The 22,178-nt window shown below is 73.5% G+C and carries 20 protein-coding genes and 1 pseudogene; 12 read left to right on the top strand and 9 right to left on the bottom strand.

What is annotated here, in order from left to right; translation table 11 throughout:
• Positions 1 to 154: 154 nt before the first annotated feature.
• Positions 155 to 1,147, top strand: coding sequence for a proline racemase family protein (locus ABZ321_RS24720; RefSeq protein ID WP_354895035.1), 993 nt, complete (start codon positions 155 to 157; stop codon positions 1,145 to 1,147).
• Positions 1,144 to 2,055: an ornithine cyclodeaminase family protein gene (locus ABZ321_RS24725; RefSeq protein ID WP_354895038.1), complete on the top strand. Its 912-nt coding sequence runs from the start codon at positions 1,144 to 1,146 to the stop codon at positions 2,053 to 2,055. The genes ABZ321_RS24720 and ABZ321_RS24725 overlap by 4 nt, the downstream gene beginning before the upstream one ends.
• Here the strand turns inward: ABZ321_RS24725 and ABZ321_RS24730 are convergent.
• Positions 2,024 to 3,058 carry a pyridoxal-phosphate dependent enzyme gene (locus ABZ321_RS24730; RefSeq protein WP_354895040.1) on the bottom strand — a complete coding sequence of 345 codons (1,035 nt, stop codon included), beginning with the start codon at positions 3,056 to 3,058 and terminating at the stop codon, positions 2,024 to 2,026. The genes ABZ321_RS24725 and ABZ321_RS24730 overlap by 32 nt on opposite strands.
• The gene (locus ABZ321_RS24735; RefSeq protein ID WP_354895043.1) at positions 3,055 to 4,221 is read right to left on the bottom strand and encodes a M20 aminoacylase family protein; all 1,167 of its coding nucleotides are present in this window, start codon (positions 4,219 to 4,221) and stop codon (positions 3,055 to 3,057) included. The genes ABZ321_RS24730 and ABZ321_RS24735 overlap by 4 nt, the downstream gene beginning before the upstream one ends.
• Positions 4,222 to 4,334: 113 nt before the next feature.
• Between ABZ321_RS24735 and ABZ321_RS24740 the strand changes: the two genes are divergently transcribed.
• On the top strand, positions 4,335 to 5,231 hold the full coding sequence (locus ABZ321_RS24740; protein WP_354895046.1) for a LysR family transcriptional regulator: 897 nt from the start codon (positions 4,335 to 4,337) through the stop codon (positions 5,229 to 5,231).
• Between the two features lie 79 nt (positions 5,232 to 5,310).
• On the opposite strand, the gene ABZ321_RS24745 is transcribed toward ABZ321_RS24740, so the two are convergent.
• Positions 5,311 to 6,267 (bottom strand): SMP-30/gluconolactonase/LRE family protein, encoded by a 957-nt coding sequence (locus ABZ321_RS24745; RefSeq protein WP_344505755.1) that lies wholly within the window; start codon positions 6,265 to 6,267, stop codon positions 5,311 to 5,313.
• Positions 6,268 to 6,368: 101 nt separating this feature from the next.
• Here ABZ321_RS24745 and ABZ321_RS24750 point away from each other — a divergent pair, with 101 nt between their 5' ends.
• Positions 6,369 to 6,812 carry an Lrp/AsnC family transcriptional regulator gene (locus ABZ321_RS24750; protein WP_354895173.1) on the top strand — a complete coding sequence of 148 codons (444 nt, stop codon included), beginning with the start codon at positions 6,369 to 6,371 and terminating at the stop codon, positions 6,810 to 6,812.
• A 9-nt stretch (positions 6,813 to 6,821) separates the two neighbouring features.
• Here ABZ321_RS24750 and ABZ321_RS24755 read toward each other — a convergent pair whose 3' ends face one another.
• The gene (locus ABZ321_RS24755; RefSeq protein WP_354895049.1) at positions 6,822 to 7,895 is read right to left on the bottom strand and encodes an LUD domain-containing protein; all 1,074 of its coding nucleotides are present in this window, start codon (positions 7,893 to 7,895) and stop codon (positions 6,822 to 6,824) included.
• A 152-nt stretch (positions 7,896 to 8,047) separates the two neighbouring features.
• On the opposite strand from ABZ321_RS24755, the gene sigJ reads away from it, so the two are divergent.
• From sigJ to ABZ321_RS24775, 4 genes are all read left to right on the top strand, one after another.
• Positions 8,048 to 8,935, top strand: a complete 888-nt coding sequence (gene sigJ, locus ABZ321_RS24760) for an RNA polymerase sigma factor SigJ (RefSeq protein WP_354895052.1) — start codon at positions 8,048 to 8,050, stop codon at positions 8,933 to 8,935.
• A 114-nt stretch (positions 8,936 to 9,049) separates the two neighbouring features.
• Positions 9,050 to 9,409, top strand: coding sequence for a hypothetical protein (locus ABZ321_RS24765; protein WP_354895054.1), 360 nt, complete (start codon positions 9,050 to 9,052; stop codon positions 9,407 to 9,409).
• A 185-nt stretch (positions 9,410 to 9,594) separates the two neighbouring features.
• Positions 9,595 to 11,757, top strand: a complete 2,163-nt coding sequence (locus ABZ321_RS24770; protein ID WP_354895057.1) for a ricin-type beta-trefoil lectin domain protein — start codon at positions 9,595 to 9,597, stop codon at positions 11,755 to 11,757.
• Between the two features lie 68 nt (positions 11,758 to 11,825).
• Positions 11,826 to 12,620 (top strand): NmrA family transcriptional regulator, encoded by a 795-nt coding sequence (locus ABZ321_RS24775; protein WP_354895060.1) that lies wholly within the window; start codon positions 11,826 to 11,828, stop codon positions 12,618 to 12,620.
• A gap of 4 nt (positions 12,621 to 12,624) precedes the next feature.
• On the opposite strand, the gene ABZ321_RS24780 is transcribed toward ABZ321_RS24775, so the two are convergent.
• On the bottom strand, positions 12,625 to 13,626 hold the full coding sequence (locus ABZ321_RS24780) for an arabinan endo-1,5-alpha-L-arabinosidase (RefSeq protein WP_354895063.1): 1,002 nt from the start codon (positions 13,624 to 13,626) through the stop codon (positions 12,625 to 12,627).
• Positions 13,626 to 15,182 (bottom strand): alpha-L-arabinofuranosidase B, encoded by a 1,557-nt coding sequence (locus ABZ321_RS24785; protein WP_354895066.1) that lies wholly within the window; start codon positions 15,180 to 15,182, stop codon positions 13,626 to 13,628. Before ABZ321_RS24785 ends, ABZ321_RS24780 begins: the two co-directional genes overlap by 1 nt.
• Positions 15,183 to 15,389: 207 nt before the next feature.
• Here ABZ321_RS24785 and ABZ321_RS24790 point away from each other — a divergent pair, with 207 nt between their 5' ends.
• Positions 15,390 to 16,205: an NAD(P)H-binding protein gene (locus ABZ321_RS24790; RefSeq protein ID WP_354895069.1), complete on the top strand. Its 816-nt coding sequence runs from the start codon at positions 15,390 to 15,392 to the stop codon at positions 16,203 to 16,205.
• An 18-nt stretch (positions 16,206 to 16,223) separates the two neighbouring features.
• On the opposite strand, the gene ABZ321_RS24795 is transcribed toward ABZ321_RS24790, so the two are convergent.
• The 3 genes and pseudogenes from ABZ321_RS24795 to ABZ321_RS24805 all read right to left on the bottom strand — a co-directional run.
• Complete coding sequence (locus ABZ321_RS24795; RefSeq protein WP_354895072.1) at positions 16,224 to 17,459, bottom strand: MFS transporter; 1,236 nt, start codon at positions 17,457 to 17,459, stop codon at positions 16,224 to 16,226.
• Positions 17,456 to 18,097 carry a GntR family transcriptional regulator gene (locus ABZ321_RS24800; protein WP_354895074.1) on the bottom strand — a complete coding sequence of 214 codons (642 nt, stop codon included), beginning with the start codon at positions 18,095 to 18,097 and terminating at the stop codon, positions 17,456 to 17,458. The genes ABZ321_RS24795 and ABZ321_RS24800 overlap by 4 nt, the downstream gene beginning before the upstream one ends.
• 86 nt (positions 18,098 to 18,183) lie before the next feature.
• Positions 18,184 to 18,537: pseudogene (locus tag ABZ321_RS24805) on the bottom strand (GNAT family N-acetyltransferase); the annotation flags it as partial.
• Positions 18,538 to 18,635: 98 nt separating this feature from the next.
• On the opposite strand from ABZ321_RS24805, the gene ABZ321_RS24810 reads away from it, so the two are divergent.
• The 3 genes from ABZ321_RS24810 to ABZ321_RS24820 all read left to right on the top strand — a co-directional run bounded on the left by ABZ321_RS24810 (position 18,636) and on the right by ABZ321_RS24820 (position 22,151).
• Positions 18,636 to 18,776, top strand: coding sequence for a hypothetical protein (locus ABZ321_RS24810; protein ID WP_354895077.1), 141 nt, complete (start codon positions 18,636 to 18,638; stop codon positions 18,774 to 18,776).
• A gap of 319 nt (positions 18,777 to 19,095) precedes the next feature.
• A complete protein-coding gene (locus ABZ321_RS24815) occupies positions 19,096 to 20,025 on the top strand; it encodes a TIGR01777 family oxidoreductase (RefSeq protein ID WP_344505769.1) in 930 nt (309 codons plus the stop codon).
• A 161-nt stretch (positions 20,026 to 20,186) separates the two neighbouring features.
• Positions 20,187 to 22,151 carry an acyltransferase family protein gene (locus ABZ321_RS24820; protein ID WP_354895080.1) on the top strand — a complete coding sequence of 655 codons (1,965 nt, stop codon included), beginning with the start codon at positions 20,187 to 20,189 and terminating at the stop codon, positions 22,149 to 22,151.
• Positions 22,152 to 22,178 lie beyond the last annotated feature (27 nt).

Genomic DNA, 22,178 nt, shown 5'->3' on the forward strand with positions numbered 1-22,178 from the left:
CCGCCCGCGGCTGACCCGGCCGCTCATTCCTCGGGCGGGATCACTCACCTGTCCGGGGCCGGCGCCCATGAGCCTGCTGGCGTGCGGCGACTCCGCACCTGGGGCACCCGGCCGGTGGCCGGTGGTCCAAGATGGGGTGGTGATCGTGCCTGCTGTGTCGACGGTTGACTACCACACGGCCGGGGAGCCGTTCCGGATCGTGGCGGAGCCACCGGTGGCCCTGCCCGGACAGAGCGTCGCGGAGCGGCGGGTGCGGGCAATCGGCAGCCCCGACGCGCAGCGGCTGCGGGAGCTGCTGTGCTTCGAGCCGCGCGGGCACGCCGACATGTACGGCGGGTTCGTCGTGCCGCCCGACGACGACGGGGCGCATCTCGGGGTGCTGTTCTGGCACAAGGACGGGTTCTCCACCGCGTGCGGGCACGGGACGATCGCGCTCGGGGTGTGGGCGGTGGACACCGGGATCGTCGAGGCACCGCGCGACGGCACGGTCGACGTGGTCATCGACGTGCCGTCGGGCAGGGTCACGGCGCGGGTGCACCGCGACGCCGGCCGGAGCGTCGCCGTCGACTTCGTCAACGTGGCGAGCTACGTCATCGCCCGGGACGTGCCGCTCAACACGTCCCGGGGAGAGCTCGCGGTGACCGTCAGCTACGGCGGGGCGATCTACGCCTGCGTCGACGCGGCGTCCGCCGGGCTGCGCGTCGACCCTGGCCACTACCAGGACCTGATCGCGCTGGGGCGGGAGGTGAAGTGGGCGCTCAACGACAGCCCGCACGCCGTGCACCCCAGCGACCCGCGGCTCAGCGGCGTGTACGGCACGATCCTGTTCGAGGACCTGGGGGTGGCCGACGGCCAGGTGCACCAGCGCAACGTCACCGTGTTCGCGGACGGGGAGGTCGACCGGTCGCCCTGCGGGTCGGGGACCTGCGCCCGGCTCGCCGTCCTCGCCGAACAGGACAGCGCGGTGACGCTGCGGCACGAGTCCATCGTCGGGTCGGTGTTCGCCGGCACGGTGCTCGCCACCACCGCGGTCGACGGACGGGCGGCGGTCATCCCGCAGGTGACGGGGATGGCGTACCGGACGGGTGAGCACACGTTCGTCGTCGACCCCGCCGATCCGCTCGTGCCCGGGTTCGTGCTGCGGTGACCGGGCCGCTGATCCTCGACGCCGACGCCGTGCGGGACGCGTGCGGGCCCGCCGCGGCCGTCGCCGCGATCACCGCCGCGCTGCGGGCCGGTCTCGACCCGGCCGCCGACCCGCCGCGGCACGCCGTCGCCGTGCGGGCGGGCCAGTTCCTGCTCATGCCGTCGGAGGCGACCGGCACCCACGCCGGCATCAAGGTGGCGACCGTCGCGCCCGGCAACCCGGCCCGGGGGATGCCCCGCATCCAGGCGTCCTACCTGCTGTTCGACGCCGAGTCGCTGGGCCTGGTCGCGGTGCTGGACGGCACGGCGCTGACGACGCTGCGCACGCCGGCGGTGTCCGTCGCCGCCGTCCTGCCGCGGCTGCGGGCGATGCCGGACCCGCTGCGGGTGGCGGTGTTCGGGGCGGGGCCGCAGGCGCACGGGCACGCCGAGACCCTCGCCGCGGTGCTGCCCATCGCGACCGTCACGCACCTCACCCGCGGCCGTCCGGGCAGCCGGCCGGTCGAGGACGTGCTGCGCGAGGCCGACGTCGTCGTCTGCGCCACGACCGCGCGGGAGCCGCTCTTCGACGCCGGCCTGATCCGTGACACGGCGACCGTCATCGCCGTCGGCTCGCACGAGCCCGACGCCCGCGAGGTGCCGCCGGCGCTGTGCGCCCGCGCGACGGTCGTCGTCGAGGACGCCGCCACCGCCCTGCGCGAGGCCGGTGACGTCGGCATGGCCGTACACGAGCGGCGACTGCGGCCCGAGGACCTGGTCCCGATGCGTGACGTCGTCACCGGCCGCGCCGACCCGCCCGCCGACCGGCCGCTGCTGTTCAAGAGCGTCGGCATGGCCTGGCAGGACCTCGTCACCGCGGAGGCCGTCCTGGCCGCCGTCAATGCGCGTTCGCGGCGCGGCCCTCGGTGACCAGCAGGACGACGGTGCTGTCCGGGGCGGCCCGCAGAGACCGCAGCGCGGCGAGGGGCGCGGCGCCGCAGGGGCCGGCGTCGACGCCGTGGGCGGACAGGTCGCGCATCGCCGCGGCGGCCTGGGCGTCGGTGACGGTGGTGCACGAGTCGAGGCCGCCGCGGATGTACGGCCATGCGAGGCTCGACACGGTGCCGCAGTTGAGCCCGGCCATGCTGGTCGTGCCGGTCGCGACGGTGACCGGGCGGCCGGCGGCGACGCTCGCCAGGACGCACGCGGCGGAGTCCGGCTCGACGCTCACCACCGCCGTGCCGGGCGGGGCGGTGCGGCTGCGGTAGTGGGTGAGCGCGGCCTGCAGCAGCGAGCCGACGCCGGCGGGGACGACGACCAGGTCGGGACGGACGGGCAGCTCCGCGAACAGGGTGGAGTACCCGTCGACGATCCACCCCGGCACGTCCTCGTAGCCGTCCCACGCCATGTCCTGCACGAGCAGCCGGTCCCCGCCGACTCCGCCGACTCGGCCGACTCCGCCGTCCCCGCCGCCGGACGAGGCGGCGGCGGCCGCGACGGCGGTGTCGTAGTCGCCGGGGACGTGGGTGACGTCGGCGCCCTCGTCGCGGATCGCCCGCACCGCCGCCGGGTGCACGCCGTCGGGCACGTAGACGGCGGCACGGTGGCCGAACTGCCGGGCGAAGCGGGCGACGGCGCGGCCGTGGTTGCCGTCCGTCGCGGTGACGATCGTCGCCTGCCCCGCACCGCGCCGTGCGCGCAGCGCCCGGTGGATCGCCCAGGACGCGCCGAGCGCCTTGAACGCCGGCAGCCCAAGCCGCGTCGACTCGTCCTTGGCGTAGAGCCGCGCGACACCGGCCGCGGCGGCCAGCTCGGGCAGCTCGGTGAGCGGGGTCGGGGCGTACCCGGGAAGCCGCCGGTGGAAGTCCAGCACCTCGGCGGGTGCGGGCTCGCAGCGCCAGGCCGGGTCGCGTTGCGGGTTCGCGGCCGTCATGTGGTGGCGGCCGGCAGCGCGGTGCGGACCAGGTTGACGTAGTACGCGACGCCGGTGCTCAGGACGTCGTCGTTGAAGTCGTAGTCGGCGCTGTGCAGCGACGGGCCGCCGGCGCCGTTGCCGAGCAGTGCGAAGCAGCCGGGCACCTGGTTGCTGAACGCGCCGAAGTCCTCGCTGGCGGTCCACGGCGGGGTGTCGCCGTCGACGCGGTCCGCGCCGACGGTGAGCCGGGCCGCGGTCAGCGCGGTCGCCACGGCGGCGGGGTCGTTGACGGTCGGCTCGAACTCGTGCGTGTACGTGACCTCGGCCGTCGCGCCGTGCGCGGCGCAGATCCCGTCGGCGAGCTGCCGGATGCGGTGCTCCAGCGTCGCCTGTACGGCCGGCGTGAAGCTGCGCGTGTCGCCCCGGATCACGGCCCGGGAGGGGATCGCGTTGCGGGCCCCGTCGGTGGTGATCTCCGTGCACGACACGACGGCCGGGTCGGTCGGGTCGAGGTTGCGCGCCACGATCGTCTGCAGTGCCAGGACGAGCTGCGCGGCGACCACGATCGGGTCGACGACCATCTGCGGCCGGGCCGCGTGCCCGCCCCGCCCGGCGATGCGGATCTCGAAGTTGTCCTCGCTGGCCATCAGCCCGCCGGTCCGGGTGGCGAGGCCGCCGGCTGGGTGCCCCGGCATGTTGTGCAGCCCGAAGATCGCGTCGACGGGGAACCGTTCGAACAGCCCGTCGGCGATCATCGCCTTCGCGCCGCGGCCGTGCTCCTCGTCGGGCTGGAACACGAAGTGCACGGTCCCGTCGATTCCCGTCGCGGCCCCGGCCCCGGCCAGTGACCGGGCCGCGCCGAGCAGCATCGCCATGTGGCCGTCGTGCCCGCAGGCGTGCATGACGCCGTCGTGCTCGGACCGGTACGGGCGCTCGCCGCGCTCCGTCAGCGGGATGCCGTCCATGTCTGCCCGCAGCGCGATCGCGCCGCCACCTGTGCCGGACCTGCCGGATCTCAGCGTGGCGACCACGCCGGTGCCGCCGACGCCGCGGGTGACCGCCAGGCCCATCCCTTCCAGCGCCGCGGCCAGGTAGTCGCTGGTGCGGTGCTCCTGGAAGCCGAGCTCCGGGATGCGGTGCAGGTCGTGCCGCCACTGCCGCAGTTGCGCGTCGAATTCCACCGGTCCAGCTTCGGCGCCGCGTGACACGTTCGTCCAGCGGATCGTTCCGAGCGGTATCGTTCGGTTCTGTCGACGGTTTGAGGTTTCGGGTTGTCGACGGTCTGGAGGGACGAGTGCTCGACCTGCGCCGGCTGCGGCTGCTTCGCGAGCTCGCCCACCGCGGCACGCTCGCCGCGGTCGCCTCCGCCCTGTCCTACAGCCCTTCGACGGTGTCGCAGCAGCTGTCACAGCTGGAGGCGGAGACCGGCACGGTGCTGCTGGAGCACGTCGGGCGCCGGGTCCGGCTCACGCCGCAGGCGCAGATCCTGGTCGCCTGCACCGACCGCATCCTGGCGGAGCTGGAGCGCGCCCAGGCCGACATCGCCGCCGCGAGCGCCGTCGCCGCGGGCGTCGTCCGGGTCGCGGCGTTCCAGACGGCCGCGCTCGCCCTCGTCCCGCCGGCGATCACGACCCTCGGACGCGGTCACCCGCGGCTGCGCGTACACCTGACGCAGGCCGAACCCGAGACGGCCATCCCGGCGCTGCTCGCCCGCGACTTCGACCTGGTCATCGTCGAGGAGTACCCGGACAGCCCGCAGCCGCCTGCCGCCGGCATCGACGTCGCGCCGCTGTGCGTCGACCCGATCAGGCTGGCGCACCCGCGGACGGTGCGCACCCCGCAGAACCAGGCGGCGGTCGCCGCCCTCGCCGGTCACCCGTGGGTGCTGGAGCCCGCGGGGACGGCGGCGTGGGCGTGGGCGGTCGCCGTCTGCCGCAAGGCCGGCTTCGAGCCCGACGTCCGTTACGAGAGCAGCGACCTGCTGCTGCACGTCCGCCTCGTCGAGTCCGGCCACGCCGCCGCGTTCCTGCCCGATCTCACCTGGCGCGGCCGCCGCCCCACCGTCGCGACCCGCCCGCTGCCGAAGCCCCAGTCCCACCGCCGCATCTCCACCGCCGTCCGCCAGGGGCACGCCGACCACCCCGCGATCCGCTCCCTCCGCCAGGCCCTCACCTCGGCGCTGCCCACCTGACCGGATCCCTGACCGGATCCGTGCGCGGGTGGCTCTGGACCTGGGCCGGCGGCCGGGACGTGTGGGGCGGGGCGCCCGGCTACCGCTGACCGTCCAGCCAGGGCCGGCGTCCCGGTCCGGTCGGATGGGTGCCGGTGACGCCCATGACGACGGAGTAGAGGCTTGTCTCGGCGGCGATGAAGAGGCGGTTGCGTTTGGCGCCGCCCCACGAGACGTTGGCGACCGCTTCGGGGACCCGCAGCCGTCCGAGCAGCGTGCCGTCGGGGTCGTAGCAGTGCACGCCGTCGTTCATCGCGGCGGCCCAGAGCCGGCCGGCGTCGTCGAAGCGGAGGTTGTCGAAGCGGGCCCGGTCGCGGGTCGCCGCTTCGGCGAAGATGCGGTCCTTGGACAGGGTGCCGTCGTCGCGGACGTCGAAGACCCGGATGACGCCCGCCCGGGTGTCGGAGACGTACAGTTGCCGCTCGTCGGCGGAGAAGACCAGGCCGTTCGGCGCGCCGAAGCAGTCGGCGACCAGCCGCACCTCGCCGGTCGCGGGGTCGATCCGGTAGACGTTGTTGGACCCGATCTCGCTGTCTGCCCGGTAGCCCTCGTAGTCGCTGGTGATGCCGAAGTCCGGGTCGGAGAACCAGATCGACCCGTCGGACTTCACCGTGGCATCGTTCGGGCTGTTCAGGCGCTTGCCCTGCCACCGGTCCGCCAGCACGGTGACGGTGCCGTCGGATTCGGTCCGGGTCACCCGGCGGTTGCCCTGTTCGCAGGTGACCAGCCGGCCCTGACGATCGAGGGTGTTGCCGTTGGGGTGCCCGGCGCCGCGGCGGAAGACGCTGACCGTGCCGGTCTCCTCGTCCCAGCGCAGCATCCGGTCGTTGGGGATGTCGCTCCAGATCACCTGCCGCCAGGCGGGGAGGTAGATCGGCCCTTCCACCCACCGGCAGCCCGTGTGCAGGACCTCCAGCCGTTCGTCACCGTTCATGCACCGCCCCGCACGGAACCGGTCGTCGAACATCTCGTACAGCGCGGGGGAATCACCGCTCATGGAAACTTCCTCCCAGTTCCTGCAATCACCGAACCACATCCTGCCTTCAGTTCAGAGTGCAGGATGCAGTACGGTGAATGCAAGGAATGGCCGAACGGAGGATCGTGGACCAGATCGACAGGACGCTGCTGGGGAAGCTGCAGGAGGACGCCGGCCAGCCCTACGCCGAGCTGGGCCGGGCCGTCGGGCTGTCCGCCGGCGCGGCCCACGAGCGCGTGCGGAAGCTGCGCGAGCGGGGCGTCATCCGGCGCACCACGGTCGAGGTCGACCCGGCCGCCGTGGGCGGCGGCGTCCTGGCCTTCGTGATGGTCGACTCGGACGCCTGGATGGGCGACTCGGCGGACGCGTTCGCGGCGCTGCCCGAGGTCCTGGAGGCGCACGTCATCGCCGGCAGCGCGTCGGTCATGGTGAAGGTCAGGACGACGACCACCGCACACCTGCAGGACGTGCTCCGCCGGATCTACGCGATCGACGGGGTCAGCGGCACGCAGGCCACCGTGGTGCTGGAGACCTTCTTCGAGCGCCCCGTCTCGCCGCAGGCCTGACGCCCCGGTTCAGAATCCGATGGGTTCGCGCAGCAGCAGGACAGTGCCGCGGCCGGGTTCGAGCTCCGCGTTGAGGATGAGCACGCGGTTGGCGGCGCTGGGCCGGCCGTAGGCCGCCTGGGCGCGGGCGCTCTCCAGCGGCAGGCAGTGCGCCTCGACGCGGTGCAGGGCGGCGCTCAGGTCGGGCACGACCTTCTGCGCGCCGACGATCCAGATGGCGTGGCCGGCGGCGCCGGCGTAGCCGGGCAGCTGGGAGCCGCTGGCCGAGGCGACGACGAGGGAGCCGGTCTCGGTGACCGCGGCGACGCTGCCCACGATGACGTCGGGGCTGGCGATCAGCCGCCAGATGTCGCGGGTGCCGGTGGCCCGGTCCATCGTCAGGGTCCGTGACTTGACCGCGTCGTAGCGGCCGCCGCCGTTGATGTCCGCGTCGATGCCGGACACCCGCAGCGTCTCGCTGGCACCGGTGAACACGCTGGCGCCCTCGGGGATCAGTTCCTCGACGCGGGCCCGGGCCGCGGCGGCGTCGTCGAGGACCTCGACGGCGAAGTTGTTCGCCCGCAGCGCCGCCGCGGTCCGCTGCAGCCGCGCCTCGGACGCCGCACCGGTGAAGGTGGAGGCGTCGGCGTCCCTGGAGGTGTCGGTGGAGGCGGGCGCCGAGCCGGCCAGTGGGCTGGTGTCCAGGTACCTGACCTCGTAGACCCGCTCCGCGAACTTCCAGCCGTCGCCGGTGCGCCGGTAGCGGTCGTGGTAGATGGCGAAGTTCTGCCCCTGGCGGCCGTCGCGGGTGCGCGCGATCTCCTGGATGTAGGTGCGGCCGGTCGCGGTGTCGCCGTCGAGCTGGACCGTGCCGGGGTGGGTGTTCTGCACGAAGAACTCCCACTGGGCCTGCAGCCGCTCACCCCCGGCCCGGATCTGCGCCGGCCCGACCAGCTCGACGGGGATGTTCGGCATCCGCAGCACGCCGTCGTCGGTGAACAGCGCGGCGAGGCGGGCGCGGTCGCGCATCATCGCCGCGTCGGTGAACTCGCCGCGCAGCGCCTCGATCTCGACGCGGTCCGCGATCGCCTGGAAGTCGGTCATCGGTGTCCCCTGCCCGTTGGATGATGGGTTCGTCTCACCGGGTTCGACAGCACAGCGCACCGGAGTGTGAGGCGACGAGGCCGACCTCACAATCCGGGAGGCTGCCGTGTCGTACCGGTGAAGCACCTGCCACCGAGGGAGCCGTTGCGGCCATGACCACCCCAGCGATCATCAACGAGCGCCGTCAGCTGATCAATCTGGCCTACCGGCTGCTGGGCTCCCTCGCGGAGGCCGAGGACGCCGTGCAGGAGACGTATGCCCGCTGGTACGCCATGCCCCGCGAGCAGCGGCAGGACATCGAGTCGCCCGGTGCCTGGCTGACGACGGTCGCCAGCCGCATCTGCCTCAACCTGCTCGGCTCGGCCCGGGCCCGGCGGGAGCGCTACGTGGGCGAGTGGCTCCCGGAGCCGCTGCCCGACCGCACGGAGTGGACCGGCGGCGCCCCGGCGGACCCCGCCGACCGGGTCACCCTCGACGAGTCCGTCAACATGGCGTTTCTCGTGATGCTCGAGTCGATGACGCCGGCCGAACGGGTCGCGTTCATCCTCCACGACGTCTTCCGCTACCCGTTCGCCGAGATCGCCGAGATCGTCGGCCGCACCCCGGCGGCGTGCCGCCAGCTGGCGTCCTCGGCCCGCCGCCGCATCCGCGCCGCGCAGGCGCCCGCGACCCCGCCGGCCCGGCAGGCCGCCGTCGTCCGGGCCTTCAAGGCGGCCTGGGAGGCCAAGGACGTCGACGCGCTCATCGGCCTGCTGGACCCCGGTGCCACGGCGGTCGCCGACGGCGGCGGGCTGGCCACCACGTTCCTCCAGCCGATCGAGGGCGGCGCGCGGATCGCCCGCGCCTGGGTCGAGATCGCCGAGCGGGTCCCGCGGGGCACGACGTTCCTGGAACGCACCGTCAACGGGCGGCCCGGCCTGGTCGCCCGGCACGCCGGCCGGACCCTGACGGTGTTCGCGTTCACCGTCACCGGCGACCGGATCACGCGCATCTGGGTGGTCCGCAACCCGGAGAAGCTCCGGCAGTGGATGACCGCCTGAGGCGGCCTGAGGCGGCCTGAGGCGGCCTAAGGCGGCCTGAGGCGGCCTAAGGCGGCACAGCCGGCCGGCATGTGGTACTCCTGTCGATGATCGCATCGACGGAAGGGGCACCCCTTGATCGAAGATCAGGTCACCGCCGGCGCCTTCGCCGGGCGGCTCCTGGACGACGGGCTGTCGCCCCGGGCGTTCGGCGAAGGCCCGCCGGCGAGCGCGTGGGCCGGGTCGGGTGACGCGCTGCGGCAGCTGGGGCTCGGTTCCGGCGCCGAGGTCCGCGTGCGGGACCTGGTCGCGGTCCTCGAGGGGCGGCACGCCGGGACGTCGGCGCGGGTGCTGCGCGAGCCGGTCTTCTACCAGGTCAGGAACACCGCCCTCGCCGGCACCGGCCACGCCTTCGAGCTCGACGGGGTGCCCGCGGCGCTCATCGACGACGAGGCGTACTGGAGCAACACCGGCTGCGCCGCCGGCGCGTCCTGACCCGTCGCACGCAGGCCCCGGAACCATCGACGGCGGATCGAAGCACTTGACATGCCGGAGACGCCGACGTGACACTTCGGGCAGTGCTGAGAGCGCTCTCACCGCCATGACGGCGCCCGGCAGATGAGCAGAGGGAGCTGGTAGGCATGCGTGCCATACCGAGATCGCTGTACTACGCGGCGATTGTGACAACGTTGACAGGGGTGACGGCGGTCGGGCTGGCCATGGCGAGCGCGAACGCGGCCGTCGTGGGCAACCCGATCATCGGGCCCGGCGGCAAGTGCGTCGACGTGTCCGGCGACGACACCGGCGTCAACGGCACCGCCGTCCAGCTCTGGGACTGCCAGAGCGGCGCCGCCGACCAGCACTACACCTGGAGCGGCAGCGCGCTGACCGCGATCGGCCGGTGCCTCGACATCACCAGCGGCGGCACCGCCAACGGCACCAAGCTGCAGCTGTGGGATTGCAACGGCACCGGCGCGCAGCAGTGGGTCGCGCAGGCCGACGGGTCGCTGCGCAACCCGCAGTCCGGGCGGTGCATGGACTCCCCCAGCGGCGCCACCGCCAACGGCACCCGGCTGCAGATCTGGGACTGCAACGGCACCGGCGCCCAGAAGTTCGCCATCACCACCACACCGCCGCCGAGCGGCACGTGCCCGACCTACTCCGACACCCCGGACCTCGGCCCCAACGTCCACGTGTACGACCACGGGATGAGCGACGCGGCGATCCAGTCCTCGCTCAACAGCGTCTTCGAGGCGCAGAAGAGCACGCAGACCGCGCAGTTCGCGACCAGGCGCGACGCGCTGCTGCTCAAGCCGAGCGCCACCCCGTACAACGTGGGCGCCAACATCGGGTTCAACACCTCGATCGCCGGTCTCGGCCTCAACCCCGACGACACCAGGATCAACGGCGCGGTCACCGTCGACGCCTTCAACGCCAGCGACGCCGGCAACGCGACCCAGAACTTCTGGCGCTCGACGGAGAACCTGTCGGTGAACACGCTCGGCGGCACCAACCGGTGGGCGGTCGCGCAGGCGGCGCCGTTCCGGCGGATGCACATCATCGGCGGGCTCAACCTGTTCCCCGCCAGCTACGGCTGGGCCAGTGGCGGCTACATCTCCGACTCGAAGATCGACGGCAACACCGAGTCCGCGTCGCAGCAGCAGTGGTACACCAAGGACAGCACGCTCGGCAGCTGGAGCGGCTCGAACTGGAACATGGTCTTCTCCGGCACACCCGGCGCGCCGGCGACGAACTTCAACACCAACCCGGCCGCCGGCCCGCGGTACACCACCCTCGGCACCACACCCGTCTCGCGGGACGTGCCGTACCTGTACATCGACGGCGCCGGCAAGTACCGGGTGTTCCTGCCGTCGCTGCGCACCAACGCGTCCGGGCCCAGCTGGGCCGGCGGCTCGACGCCCGGCTCGACGCTGCCGATGAGCACCTTCTACGTCGCCAGGCCCAGCGACTCCGCCGCGACGATCAACACGGCGTTCGCCAACGGCTGCAACGTCCTCTTCACCCCCGGCGTGTACCACGTCAACCAGACGCTGCACGTCACGAAGGCCAACACTGTCGTGCTCGGCCTCGGGTACGCCACCATCATCCCCGACAACGGCGTCAACGCGATGGACGTCGCCGACGTCGACGGGGTCCGGCTCAAGGGCCTGCTCTTCGACGCCGGCACCACCAACAGCGACACGCTGCTGAAGGTCGGCCTGGCCAAGACCGGGGTGTCGCACGCCGCGAACCCGACCACGATCCAGGACGTGTTCTTCCGCATCGGCGGCATGGTCGCCGGCAAGGCCACCAACAGCCTGGTCGTCAACACCAACAACACGATCATCGACCACATCTGGGCGTGGCGCGCCGACCACGGCAGCGGCGTCGGCTGGACCGTCAACACCGCCGACAACGGCCTCACCGTCAACGGCGACAACGTCCTGGCGACCGGCCTGTTCGTCGAGCACTACCAGAAGAACGAGGTCGTCTGGAACGGCGCCGGCGGCAGGATCGTGTTCTTCCAGAACGAGATGCCGTACGACCCGCCGAACCAGGCCGCGTGGATGAACGGCTCCACCCAGGGCTACCCGGCGATCAAGGTCGGCTCCGCGGTCACCACGTTCGAGGCGTGGGGCCTGGGCAGCTACTGCTTCTTCAACGTCAACAACAGCGTCGCGTCCGCCCGCGCCTTCGAGGTCCCGGCCGTGGCGGGCGTCAAGTTCCACAACATGGCGATCGTGTCCCTCGGCGGCGTCGGCACCATCTCGCACATCATCAACAACACCGGCGCGGCCGCGAACTCCACGACCAACAACGTGTACCTGCTCAACTTCCCGTAAGACGCCTGGACATGCATCCGCGAGTCCCAGCCATGGAAGACTGCCGGTCCGCGCGCTGAGATGGGTGCATGACAACGCTTGTCCTCGGCGGCACCGGCAAGACGGGACGCCGCGTCGCGCAACGCCTGCGCGGCGCCGGCGTCCCGGTCCGTATCGGCTCCCGCACCGCCCCGCAGCCCTTCGACTGGACCGACCCGGCGACGTGGCAGCCGGTCCTGTCCGGCGTCCGCAGCGTGTACGTGTCGTATCAGCCGGACCTGGCCGCACCCGGCGCACCGCAGGCCATCCAGGCGTTCACCGACCTCGCCGCCGCCTCCGGCGTCACCCGCCTCGTGCTGCTGTCCGGCCGCGGCGAGGACGAGGCGGCCGTGTGCGAGCAGATCGTGCGGTCCGCCGGCGTCGAGTCGACGGTCCTGCGCTGCAGCTGGTTCAACCAGAACTTCAGCGAGGACCACCTCCTGGAGCCGGTCCTCGCCGGCGAGGTCGCGCTGCCCGTCGGCGACGTCCCGGAGCCGTTCGTCGACGCCGACGACATCGCCGACGTCGCCGTCGCGGCGCTCACCGAGGAGGGCCACGACGGCCAGGTGTACGAGCTGACCGGCCCGCGCCTGCTCACCTTCGCCGGCGCGGTCGCCGAGATCGCCGCCGCGACCGGCCGCGACATCACGTTCGTCCAGGTGCCGGCCGCCGACTACGCGGCGCAGTTGCCGCCGGAGCTCGCCGACCTGCTGATGTACCTGTTCACGACCGTGCTCGACGGCCGCAACGCCCACCTGACCGACGACGTGCGGCTCATCCTCGGCCGGGAGCCCCGGGACTTCGCCGACTACGCCAAGCAGACGGCCGGCACCTGGATCATGTGACGGTTCAGTACACGTACGGCCAGCCCGCCGCGTCGTAGCCGAGGCGGTTGATGCCCAGCAGCGACGCGCCGTTGTCGGCGTAGTAGTGGTACACGAGCTGGTCGCCGTCGCTGTCGGCGAGGACCGCCTCGTGGCCCGGGCCGTGGACGCTGCCGTGCGACGCCAGCACCTGCGTGCCGCCCCCGGACGTCATCGCGAGACCGGCCCTGTCGACGTACGGGCCGGTGGGGCTCGCCGAACGCCCCACCATCACCCGGTACGTGCTGCTCGCACCCTGGCAGCAGCGGTCGAACGACACGTACAGGTAGTACCAGGCGCCGCGCTTGACGATGAACGGCGCCTCGATACCCGGGCCGTAGCTCGCGAGGCTGTGCATCGTCGTGCCGGACCGCTTGCCGGTGGCCGGGTCGAGCGGGATCAGCTTGATGCCGGTCCAGAACGACCCGAACGACAGCCACCACCGGCCCTGGTCGTCGACCAGCAGGTTCGGGTCGATGGCGTTGAAGTTGTCCGACGTCCGGGACTCGACGACGAGACCCTGGTTGGTCCAGCTGCCGGACGCGCCGGTGGTGCTGGTCGCCAGGAAGATCGCCGAGTGGTTGGAGCCGAACGTCGACGCCGAGTAGTACAGGTAGTAGCGGCCGTTGCGGAACGAGAGGTCCGGCGCCCACAGGTTCCGGGAGCCGCCCGTGTACGGGCTGGTCCACGACGCCCCGCCGGGGAAGACGGACCCGGCGTTGCGGAAGGCGACACGGTCGGTGGACGTCTTCAGCGCGATGTTGGTGCCGGTGTGCGCGACCAGGTACGTGCCGTCGGGTCGCTTGACCACGGTCGGGTCGTGCACGCCGGTGTCACCGGTGACCCGCGCCGGCATCGGGTACGAGGGCACGGCGGCACCCACGACGGACCCGCCCGTCCTGGGTGCCGCCGCCGACGCCGGTGGCAGCGCGTACACCACCCCCAGCAGCGACACGGCCGCCGCGAGCGTGACCAGTCGCGTCCCCATCACGCCCACGCCGGCGCGGGGACCCAGCTCACGTCGTCGGCCCACAGCCCGGTCGCGTCCCAGGCGTTCGAGCCGCCGTTGCTGGCGATGTACACGTTGTTGCTGTAGTGCCGGATGAACCGGTCCGGGAAGTTCGCCGACGCGAACGAGTTGCCCTGCCCGTTGCGGCCCGTCTGCGGGCAGAACGTCGCGTCGGAGGCGAACAGCGCCGAGCCGTCGTTGGCGTGCAGGAACAGCTGGTAGTTCTGGTGCCGCAGGAAGCTGCCGGCGGCGTTACGAGACTCGAACGAGACACAGGCGCTGTTGGCGAGGCCGGCTCGGACCGTGAACGACGCGTTGCTCTTGTCGGTGGCGGAGCTGGACGCGCTGACCACCTGGGTGGAGACTGTCGCGCCGGAGTGGCTGATGTACCGGGTGGTGCAGCACGCGGTGGTGGCGCGCAGCGACACGTTCGACCCGACCGCCGGGCCGCCGGTGGAGCCGGACGTGCCGTAGCCGGCGGCGACGATGTTGGCCTGTACGGCGTTCTCCGTCGCGTCCGACGGGTAGCCGGACGTCATCACGCCCTCGTAGAAGGTGCCGGCGGCGCCGACGCTGTTGTCGCCGCCGATGCCGAGGATGATGGCGCCCTCCTTCTTCATCGGGTTGTAGCCGGCGACGTTCGGCCGGGCGCCGTTGTAGAACGTGCCGAGGCTGCCGGACTGGGCGTTGCCGCCGCGGATCGCCCAGTGGTTCGGCTCGCCCTTGACGATCGCGGTGAGGAACCGGTGGCTGATGCTCGGGTCGCCGGCGTTGTAGCGCTGGTTCACGCCGGAGAACAGGCCGTTCTCCAGGTCGGCCATGATCCACGGGCCGTTGCCGGCGCCGTAGCCCCAGACCTTGTTGCTGCCGAAGTAGATGGCCTCCATGGTGCCGTTGCCGTTGTCGCGGCTGTTGGTCTCGGCGTTGCCGTAGTCGAAGCAGCAGCCGCCGTTGTAGTGGGTGCCGTCGAAGATCGCGTACATGCCCTCCGGCTGGTCGCCGCGGGCGATGCCGTTCGTGGCGTTGTTGCGGTACCCGGTGCCGGGCGCCACGAAGACGCCGTACACCTTGTGCCCGCCGACCGTGACCGGCGCGGCCGTGGCGTTGGCCAGGTTGTCGTAGCCACCCGCGGCCGGGCCGTTGAAGCCGCCGGGCGGTGCCTGCGTGAGCCGGTTGTTGCGGCCCGTCTGGTCGTAGATGATCGTGATCAGGCACGACGTGCCGGCGCAGAAGCTGTCCTGCGTGGCGGCGTCGGCGTAGCTGCCGGCGCTGACCGGCGCGATGTCCCTGGTGGTGTTGTCGGAGGCGCGGCGGACCTGGTAGAGCGGGCCGCTGTACGTGCCGTAGAGCGCGCGGGTGGTGCTGTGCGCCGCGACGCACGGGGTGCCGCCGGCGGCGTAGATGTCGCACGGCTGGCTGGTCGCCGCCTGCGAGGTGCCGGCGCCAGCAACGAGCACGCCGGTGAGCAGCGCCCCGGCGAACGCCCCGGCAAGGGCGGTGCGGCGCAGGCGCCGCCCGTTCGGTCGAAGAGTCACCATGACTCCTTCCGTCAGTGGACCAACACGCGGCGGACGGTTGGCGGAAGCGATGTTATCGCTCACATCCATGATGTCAAGTACATCGATCTTCGCACCTTGAGCTGCTCACGAAGGATTGGTGAGCGCCAACATCCGTGGCCGTGAAACTTTCCACTTTCGGAAATTCGCTGGCGCCGGACGGGCCACCGGTGTTGCCTGGCGCGCGTGATCATCATCGGCGCCGCGAACGGCGCGTTCGGCCGGCTCGTCATCGACCACCTACGCACCCACCACCCGCACCTGCCCCTCACCGCCGCGGTCCGCGACCCCACCCGCTGCACCGACCTCACCACCCGCGGCGTCGACGTCCGCCACGGCGACTACGACGACCCCGGCACACTGCGCACCGCCTTCCAGGGCGCGGACCGGCTGCTGCTCATCTCCTCCCCCGAGCTCGACCCCGACCGCCGGACCCGCCAGCACCGCAACGCCCTCGACGCGGCCGTCGCCGCAGGCGTACGGACCGTCGCCTACACCAGCTTCCTCGGCGCCGACCGGTCCGGCGACGGCCTCAACGCCGCCCACCACGCCACCGAACGCGCGATCGCCGACAGCGGTCTCCCCGCCACGATCCTGCGCAACCCCTTCTACTCCGAGGCGTTCGTCAACCCGACCCTCCGCGACGCCACCACCCTGCCCGACGGCACCGGCGGCCGCGCCCTCAACACCGCACCGCGGTCCGATCTCGCAGCCGCGGCGGCGTCGGTACTGGTGGACGACGCGCACCTCGGCAGGTCCTACGACCTCACCGGTCCACTGTGGACATACGCGGACCTGGCGGCGGCCGTCACCGACCTGACCGGCCGCCACGTCGACGCCGTCGCCACCGACGACGTGCCCGGCCCGCTCGGCTTCCTCATGCGCCTCGCCAAGGCCGGCATGCTCGAACGCCAAACCCCCGACCTCGAACACCTCCTGGGCCGCCCGCCCACCACCCTCCGCGAGGCCACGGCCGCCGCGCTCGGCGCCGCCCCCGCCTGACCACACCGGCCCCGGCCCTCAGCGGGAGGGCAGGTGCCGACGGTAGGAGCGCACGAGCAGCAGCCCGCACACCACACCCACGCCCGCGAGGCCGAGCAGCAGGGCGGGAACGGCGACGCCCGTCCGCCCCGCGACGAACGACAGGACGGTGGGGGCGAGGAAGCCACCGTAGGCGACCGCGTAGAAGACGCCGGTGAGCCCGGCCAGGCCGGCGTGGCCGGCGATGCGCTGCACCTCCAGGACGCCGGAGACCATCGCGACCCCCATACCGGCACCCGACACCGTCGCCGCCACGATGCCCAGCGGCCAGGAGTGCCAGTGCACGGCGACCGCGACCAGCACCGTGGCGGCGACGATGACCGCCACGCCGGTGAGCAGGCCGCGCGCGCTGTCCAGCGCGTCGAGGCGCTTGGCCCACGGCTGCACCAGCGCCGACGCGGCGAGGGCCACCGCCGTGAGCAGGGTCGCGTACGCGATACCGAGCCCGCCGGTCACGCCGGCGAGCAGGACCGGCAGGTAGCCGTACCCCAGGCCCGCGGCCGCGAACGTCCACGGCGCGGCGACCACCACGACGCGGGTGAACCGGCGATGTCCCGCCGCGGGCACGCGCAACCGGCTGCGCAGCGGACCGGGCACTCCCCCGGTCGTGACGGTCTCCGGCGCGCGCGGCACCAGCCACAGCAGCGGCGCCGCCAGCACCACGTGGATCAGGAACGGCAGCCGCTCCGGCCACGGACCCCACTGGGCGATCAGGCCGGCGGCGACAGCCCCAGCGGCCGAGCCCAGGGAGAACGCCAGGGCGGCGCGACGCGCTCCCGTGCCGGCGTCGGCGCCGAGATCGAACGGAGGCTGGGAAAGCTCCTTCAGCCAGCTGGTGCCGACGCACGTGGCCGTGCCCACCGCCACGCCGGCCAGGAACCGGCCCAGGCAGATCATCCACGGCCCGGACTCGCCGAAGGTGAGGGCGGCGCTGGTCGCCAGCGCGGCGGCGGCGCCGGCCGCCATCACCGGCCGGCGGCCGTAGCGGTCGCTGAGCGCGCCGCTGAGCAGGAACGCCGGGACCAGCCCGAGCACGTACACGCCGAGGAAGCCGTTGACCGCGGCCGTGGAGTAGTGCTGCCGCTGCTGGTAGAGCAGCAGCAACGGGCTGAACTGGTTGCCCGACCAGGTGCACAGGAACATGACCGCGAACACCGGCACCCAGGCCCGGGTCCGGGCCGGCGCGGCCGTCGGCCGGGCGGCGACCGCGGTCACAGCAGTCCCTGATGGCGGGCGAGGTGCCGCGCCAGCACCGCGTCATACCCGGCGGCGTCGTGCTCGCACAGGCACCGCGCCAGCTCCCGGTGGTCGGCGAACGACGCGGCCGGCGCGACGTCGGTGCTGGTGAGCACCACGTACGCGAGCCGCAGCTGCCGGTCGCGCAGCAGGTCGTAGAAGTGCTCGGCGATGGGGTTGCCGGACAGGGCGACGACCGCGGTGTGGAAGTCGATGTCGGCCACGACGAACGCGCCGACGTCCCCGGCCGCCATGGCCGCCTCCTGCCGGGCGAGCGGGCCCTCCAACGCGCGCGACACCTCGTCCGGGTCACGGCGGCGGGCGGCGATCCGGGCGGCCGCTGTCCGCTCCAGGGCGCCGCGCATCTCCAGCACGTCGGCGGCCTCGCTCATGGGGATCGGCGACACCGTCGCGCCCTGCCGCGACGAGAGCCGGATCAGCCGCTCGGCCTCCAGCCGCAGGAACGCCTCGTGCACCGGGGTCCGGCTCAACCGCAGATCGGCGCAGATCTGCCCCTCGCTGAGCCGGTCACCGCCCGCCAGCTCGCCGCGGATGATGCGGCCCTTGGTGTACGCGTACGCGCGCTCCGCCGCCGATCCGGTCGTCTCGATCGTCACAGCGGCCAGGCTACCCCGTTGCATGCATCGTTGCATGCAACGGGAGCGCGTGACGGCGGGCACGTCGCGTAGGCTTTCCTAGGATGCTAGGAACCGAGGTACATGAGGGCCTCGGCGGCGACGGGGCGGAAGCCGGCGGCCTGGAAGGCGCGGACGCTGCGGGCGTTGCCTGCCGCCTGCTGTGACCAGACGGACTCCCCCGCCGGGACGAGGTGCCGGGCCGCGGTGGCCAGCGCGCGGCCCAGCCCCCGGTCCTGGGCGTCCTCGTCGACCTCGATCGCCGTCTCCCAGCGGCCCGCCACTCCCCGGCCGAGGACGACGATCCCGCCGTCGGCGGACCACACCCGCACCTCGTCGCGGTGGTGCAGCGCGCGCCGGACCCGGGGGTGGTCCGGATCGGTGAGCTCGCGGAGCCGCGTCGGACGGCCAGACCTTGGTGAGCGTGCTGCCGCTGCGCTGGCGCACGAACGCCCGGACGCCGTCGATGTCGTGGTTGGCCGGGTCGCCGTAGTCACGGCTGTCGATGGTGCCGCGCACCGTGACCGTGCCGGCCCGCGGCGCCGTCCAGCCGATCACCGCGTCGTTGACGTCGGGGTGCATCCCGCTGCGGGCGATGATGCAGAACTCGCAGTTGCCGCGCCAGCGGTGCTCGAGCGGCTTCCAGTCCATCTCGCTGTAGGCGGTGCCGTCCCATTGCAGATAGGACCATTCGTTGGTGTTCTTCGCCTCGGCGAAGCCGATCGCGTACTGGTAGTCGTCGGGTAACGCCTCGACGGCCGCGGCGGCCGGAAGTGGTCGCAGGATCTGGAGCAGCATCAGCGCGCAGGTGACGAGCGCGAGCATGCGGAACCGTCTGTTCAACGTGAGCCCCCGTGGCTGCCGAACCGAATGCGTGCACCGTACTGAAGGCGGTCGAAGTCAGCAACCCCGCCCTTGAGCGATCGCTCAAACCGTGTCAGACTCCCGTTTGAGCGTTCGCTCAATGGGGAGGAGCAGTCATGAAGGTCGTCGTCGCGGGCGGGTCCGGCGGGCTCGGGCGGGCGGTGTCGCGGGACCTGACCGCGCGCGGGCACGAGGTCGTCGTGCTGAGCCGCTCGCCGGCCGCGCCGGGGTCGGGGCGGTGGGTGCGCTGGGACGGCGCGACCGTGGGCGCGTGGGCCGGTGAGCTGCGCGGCGCCGCCGTCGTCAACCTGTGCGGCGCGCTGGTGGACCGGCCGCCGACCGCGGCGAACGTCGCGCTGCTGACCCGTTCCCGCGTCGAGCCGACCCGGGCGCTCGCCCGCGCCGCCGCCGAGGTCGACGCCCGGGTGCCGGTGTGGGTGCAGATGAGCACCCTTGCCATCTACGGCGACGCCGGCGAGGCCGTGCTCGACGAGACCGCGCCCGCCGCCGACGGCCCGGCGCAGATGGCCGGCGTCGCCCGGGCCTGGGAGGAGGCGGCGGCGGACGTGCCGGCGCGGCGCAGGATCGTGCTGCGCACCGGCATCGTCCTGGAGCCCGGCACGCCGGCGATGCGGCGCCTGACGGGGCTCGTGCGGTGGGGGCTCGGCGGCCGGGTCGGCGACGGGCGGCAATGGATCAGCTGGCTGCACGTCGCCGACCTGCTCGCCGTCATGCGCCGGTGCCTGGACGACGACCCGGCGCTGAGCGGGGTCGTCCACGCGACGTCACCGCGGCCGGTGCGCAACGCGGAGCTCATGGCCACCCTCCGGCGGGCGCTGCACCGCCCGCCGGCACCGCCCACCCCGGCCACGCTGGTCCGGCTCGGGGCGCGGGTGCTGCGGACCGACCCGGCACTCGCGCTGACCGGCCGTCGGTGCGTCCCGGCGCGGCTGGAGGCGGCGGGCTTCCGGTTCGCCCACCCCGAGCTGCGGGGCGCGGTCGCCGACCTGCTGGCGGGCGGCCCGCGCCCGGCCCCGCACCGCTGAGGACGGTCGCGCGGGTCATGCCCATGTGTCTCGGCGAGCCCGGCGGCCGGCCGGCGGCCGTCCGGCGGCCGTCCAAGCCCGATCGGTTGACGGTGCGGGTGGTTCGCCGCACCGGCTGACGCAGGCGTTTGGAGCGCCGCGGCGCGGGCAGCGGGCCCGCCGTGCCCACGACTGCGCCGACGGCGGCTCCGGCGCGGTCGCCCCGCCTGCCGGCACTCGACGGCGTCCGGGCCGTCGCGCTGTGCGCGGTCCTCCTCGTGCACGGCATGCCCGGCCTGCTGCCGGGCGGGTTCCTCGGCGTGGACCTGTTCTTCGTCCTGTCCGGCTTTCTCATCACCTCGCTGCTGCTCCGCGAGGCCGAGGAGACGGGCCGGATCTCGCTGGGCGGCTTCTGGCTGCGCCGGGCCCGGCGGCTGCTGCCCGCGCTGCTGCTCATGGTCGCGTTCGTGCTGCTCACCGCCCGGTGGCTGTTGCCCGCGCAGGACCCGGCGCCGCTGCGGACCGACGCCGTCGCGGCGCTCACCTACTGGGCGAACTGGCGGATGGCGGACCGGGGCGGCGACTACTTCACCGAGACCGCCGCCGCGTCGCCGTTGCAGCACACCTGGTCCCTCGCCATCGAGGAGCAGTTCTACCTGCTGTGGCCGCTGCTGCTGATCCTGGCGCTGCGCCTGCCGCGGCGGCGGCTCGTCATCGGGATCGGCGCGCTGCTCGGCGCGGCCGCCTCGGCGGTCGCCGCCGCGTCGCTGCCGGCCACAGACGGCACCGACGGCACGGACCGGCTCTACTTCGGCACCGACACCCGTGCCTGCGCGCCGCTCATCGGCTGTGCGCTCGCGGCGGCCCTGCCGGTGCTGACCCGGCACACCACCCTCCGCCGTTGCGCCGCGGCCGCCGGTGTACCGGTGATCTGCGCCGGCCTGGCTGCCGCGCACGGCGACTCCCCGTGGCTGTTCCACGGCGGGCTGGCCCTGTTCGCGGTCGCGGCCGCCGCGGTCGTCGGCGAGCTCGCCGCCGCGCCGTCCTCCCCGGCCGCCCGCCTGCTGAGCGGCCGTGCCATGGTCCTGCTCGGGCGGGTCTCGTACGGCGCGTACCTGTGGCACTGGCCGCTGTTCGCGGTCCTCGACGCCGACCGCACCGGGCTCACCGGCGTCCGGCTCTTCGCGGCCAGGGTGACCACGACCCTGCTCGTGGCCGCGGTCAGCTTCGTCCTGGTGGAGCAGCCGATCCGCCGTCCGGGCGCGGTCGCCGCCGGCCGGCGGTGGCTGCTGCCGCTGGGCGCCACGGCGACGGCGTCCGCGGCAACGGTCCTCGCCCTGCTGGCGGGGCCGCCCGCCGTTCCGCCGCCCTCGAACGCGGTCGCCGCGCCCCCACTGGCCACGGTCGCCGCCCCGCAGGGCACGGGCTCCGCGCCCGCCGGCGGCCCGGTGACGGCCCGCCCCGGGCGGCGCGCCGGTCCCCCGCGGGTGATGGTCATCGGCGACTCCGTGTCGTGGACCCTTGGCGCGTACTGGCCCGGCGACCCCCGCTTCGAGCTCGACAACCAGGGCGTCCAGGGCTGCGGGATCGCGATCCTGCCGGAGTTGCGCTACGGCGGCGACCCGCACACCAACCTCCCGTACTGCGCGACGTGGCAGTACCGGTGGGGCAGCTCCGTGGCGAAGGCCGAACCCGACGTGGTGGTCGTGCTGCTGGACCGGTGGGAGCTGATGGACCGCCGGCTCGACGGCCGGTGGACCCACGTCGGCGAGCCGGACTACGACGCGTACCTCGCCGGCCAGCTCCGGACCGCGATCGACCTCGCCGCCGGGCGCGGCGCCCGGGTCGCGCTGCTGACCGCGCCGTACACGCGACGCCAGGAACGACCGGACGGCGGTCTGTGGCCCGAGGACACCCCTGAGCGCGTCGACGCGTGGAACCGCCTGCTGCGCGCCACCGCCGCCGGCCACCCGGGCCACCCGGTCGTGCTCGACCTCAACCGCGTCGTCTGCCCCGACGGGAAGTTCACCTGGCAGGTGGGGAACGTCCGCGTCCGCAGCGACGGCCTCCACCTCACCCCCGAGGGTGTCCGCAGCGTCGTCGCCCCGTGGCTCGCCCCGCAGCTCGCCGCCCTCGCCGCCACCTGACCACGCACGCGGCGACTCGCGCGGCCG

This window comes from Dactylosporangium sp. NPDC006015, from assembly GCF_040614215.1.
In the GTDB taxonomy this organism is placed as follows: domain Bacteria; phylum Actinomycetota; class Actinomycetes; order Mycobacteriales; family Micromonosporaceae; genus Dactylosporangium; species Dactylosporangium maewongense.

What these genes read in the sequence shown, in the direction of transcription:
- ABZ321_RS24730 (WP_354895040.1), bottom strand. Translation starts at nt 3,058, where the DNA reads ATGACGGCCGCGAACCCGCAACGCGACCCGGCCTGGCGCTGCGAGCCC.
- ABZ321_RS24745 (WP_344505755.1), bottom strand. Translation starts at nt 6,267, where the DNA reads ATGAGCGGTGATTCCCCCGCGCTGTACGAGATGTTCGACGACCGGTTC.
- ABZ321_RS24755 (WP_354895049.1), bottom strand. Translation starts at nt 7,895, where the DNA reads ATGACCGACTTCCAGGCGATCGCGGACCGCGTCGAGATCGAGGCGCTG.
- sigJ (WP_354895052.1), top strand. Translation starts at nt 8,048, where the DNA reads ATGACCACCCCAGCGATCATCAACGAGCGCCGTCAGCTGATCAATCTG.
- ABZ321_RS24775 (WP_354895060.1), top strand. Translation starts at nt 11,826, where the DNA reads ATGACAACGCTTGTCCTCGGCGGCACCGGCAAGACGGGACGCCGCGTC.
- ABZ321_RS24780 (WP_354895063.1), bottom strand. Translation starts at nt 13,626, where the DNA reads ATGGGGACGCGACTGGTCACGCTCGCGGCGGCCGTGTCGCTGCTGGGG.
- ABZ321_RS24815 (WP_344505769.1), top strand. Translation starts at nt 19,096, where the DNA reads ATGAAGGTCGTCGTCGCGGGCGGGTCCGGCGGGCTCGGGCGGGCGGTG.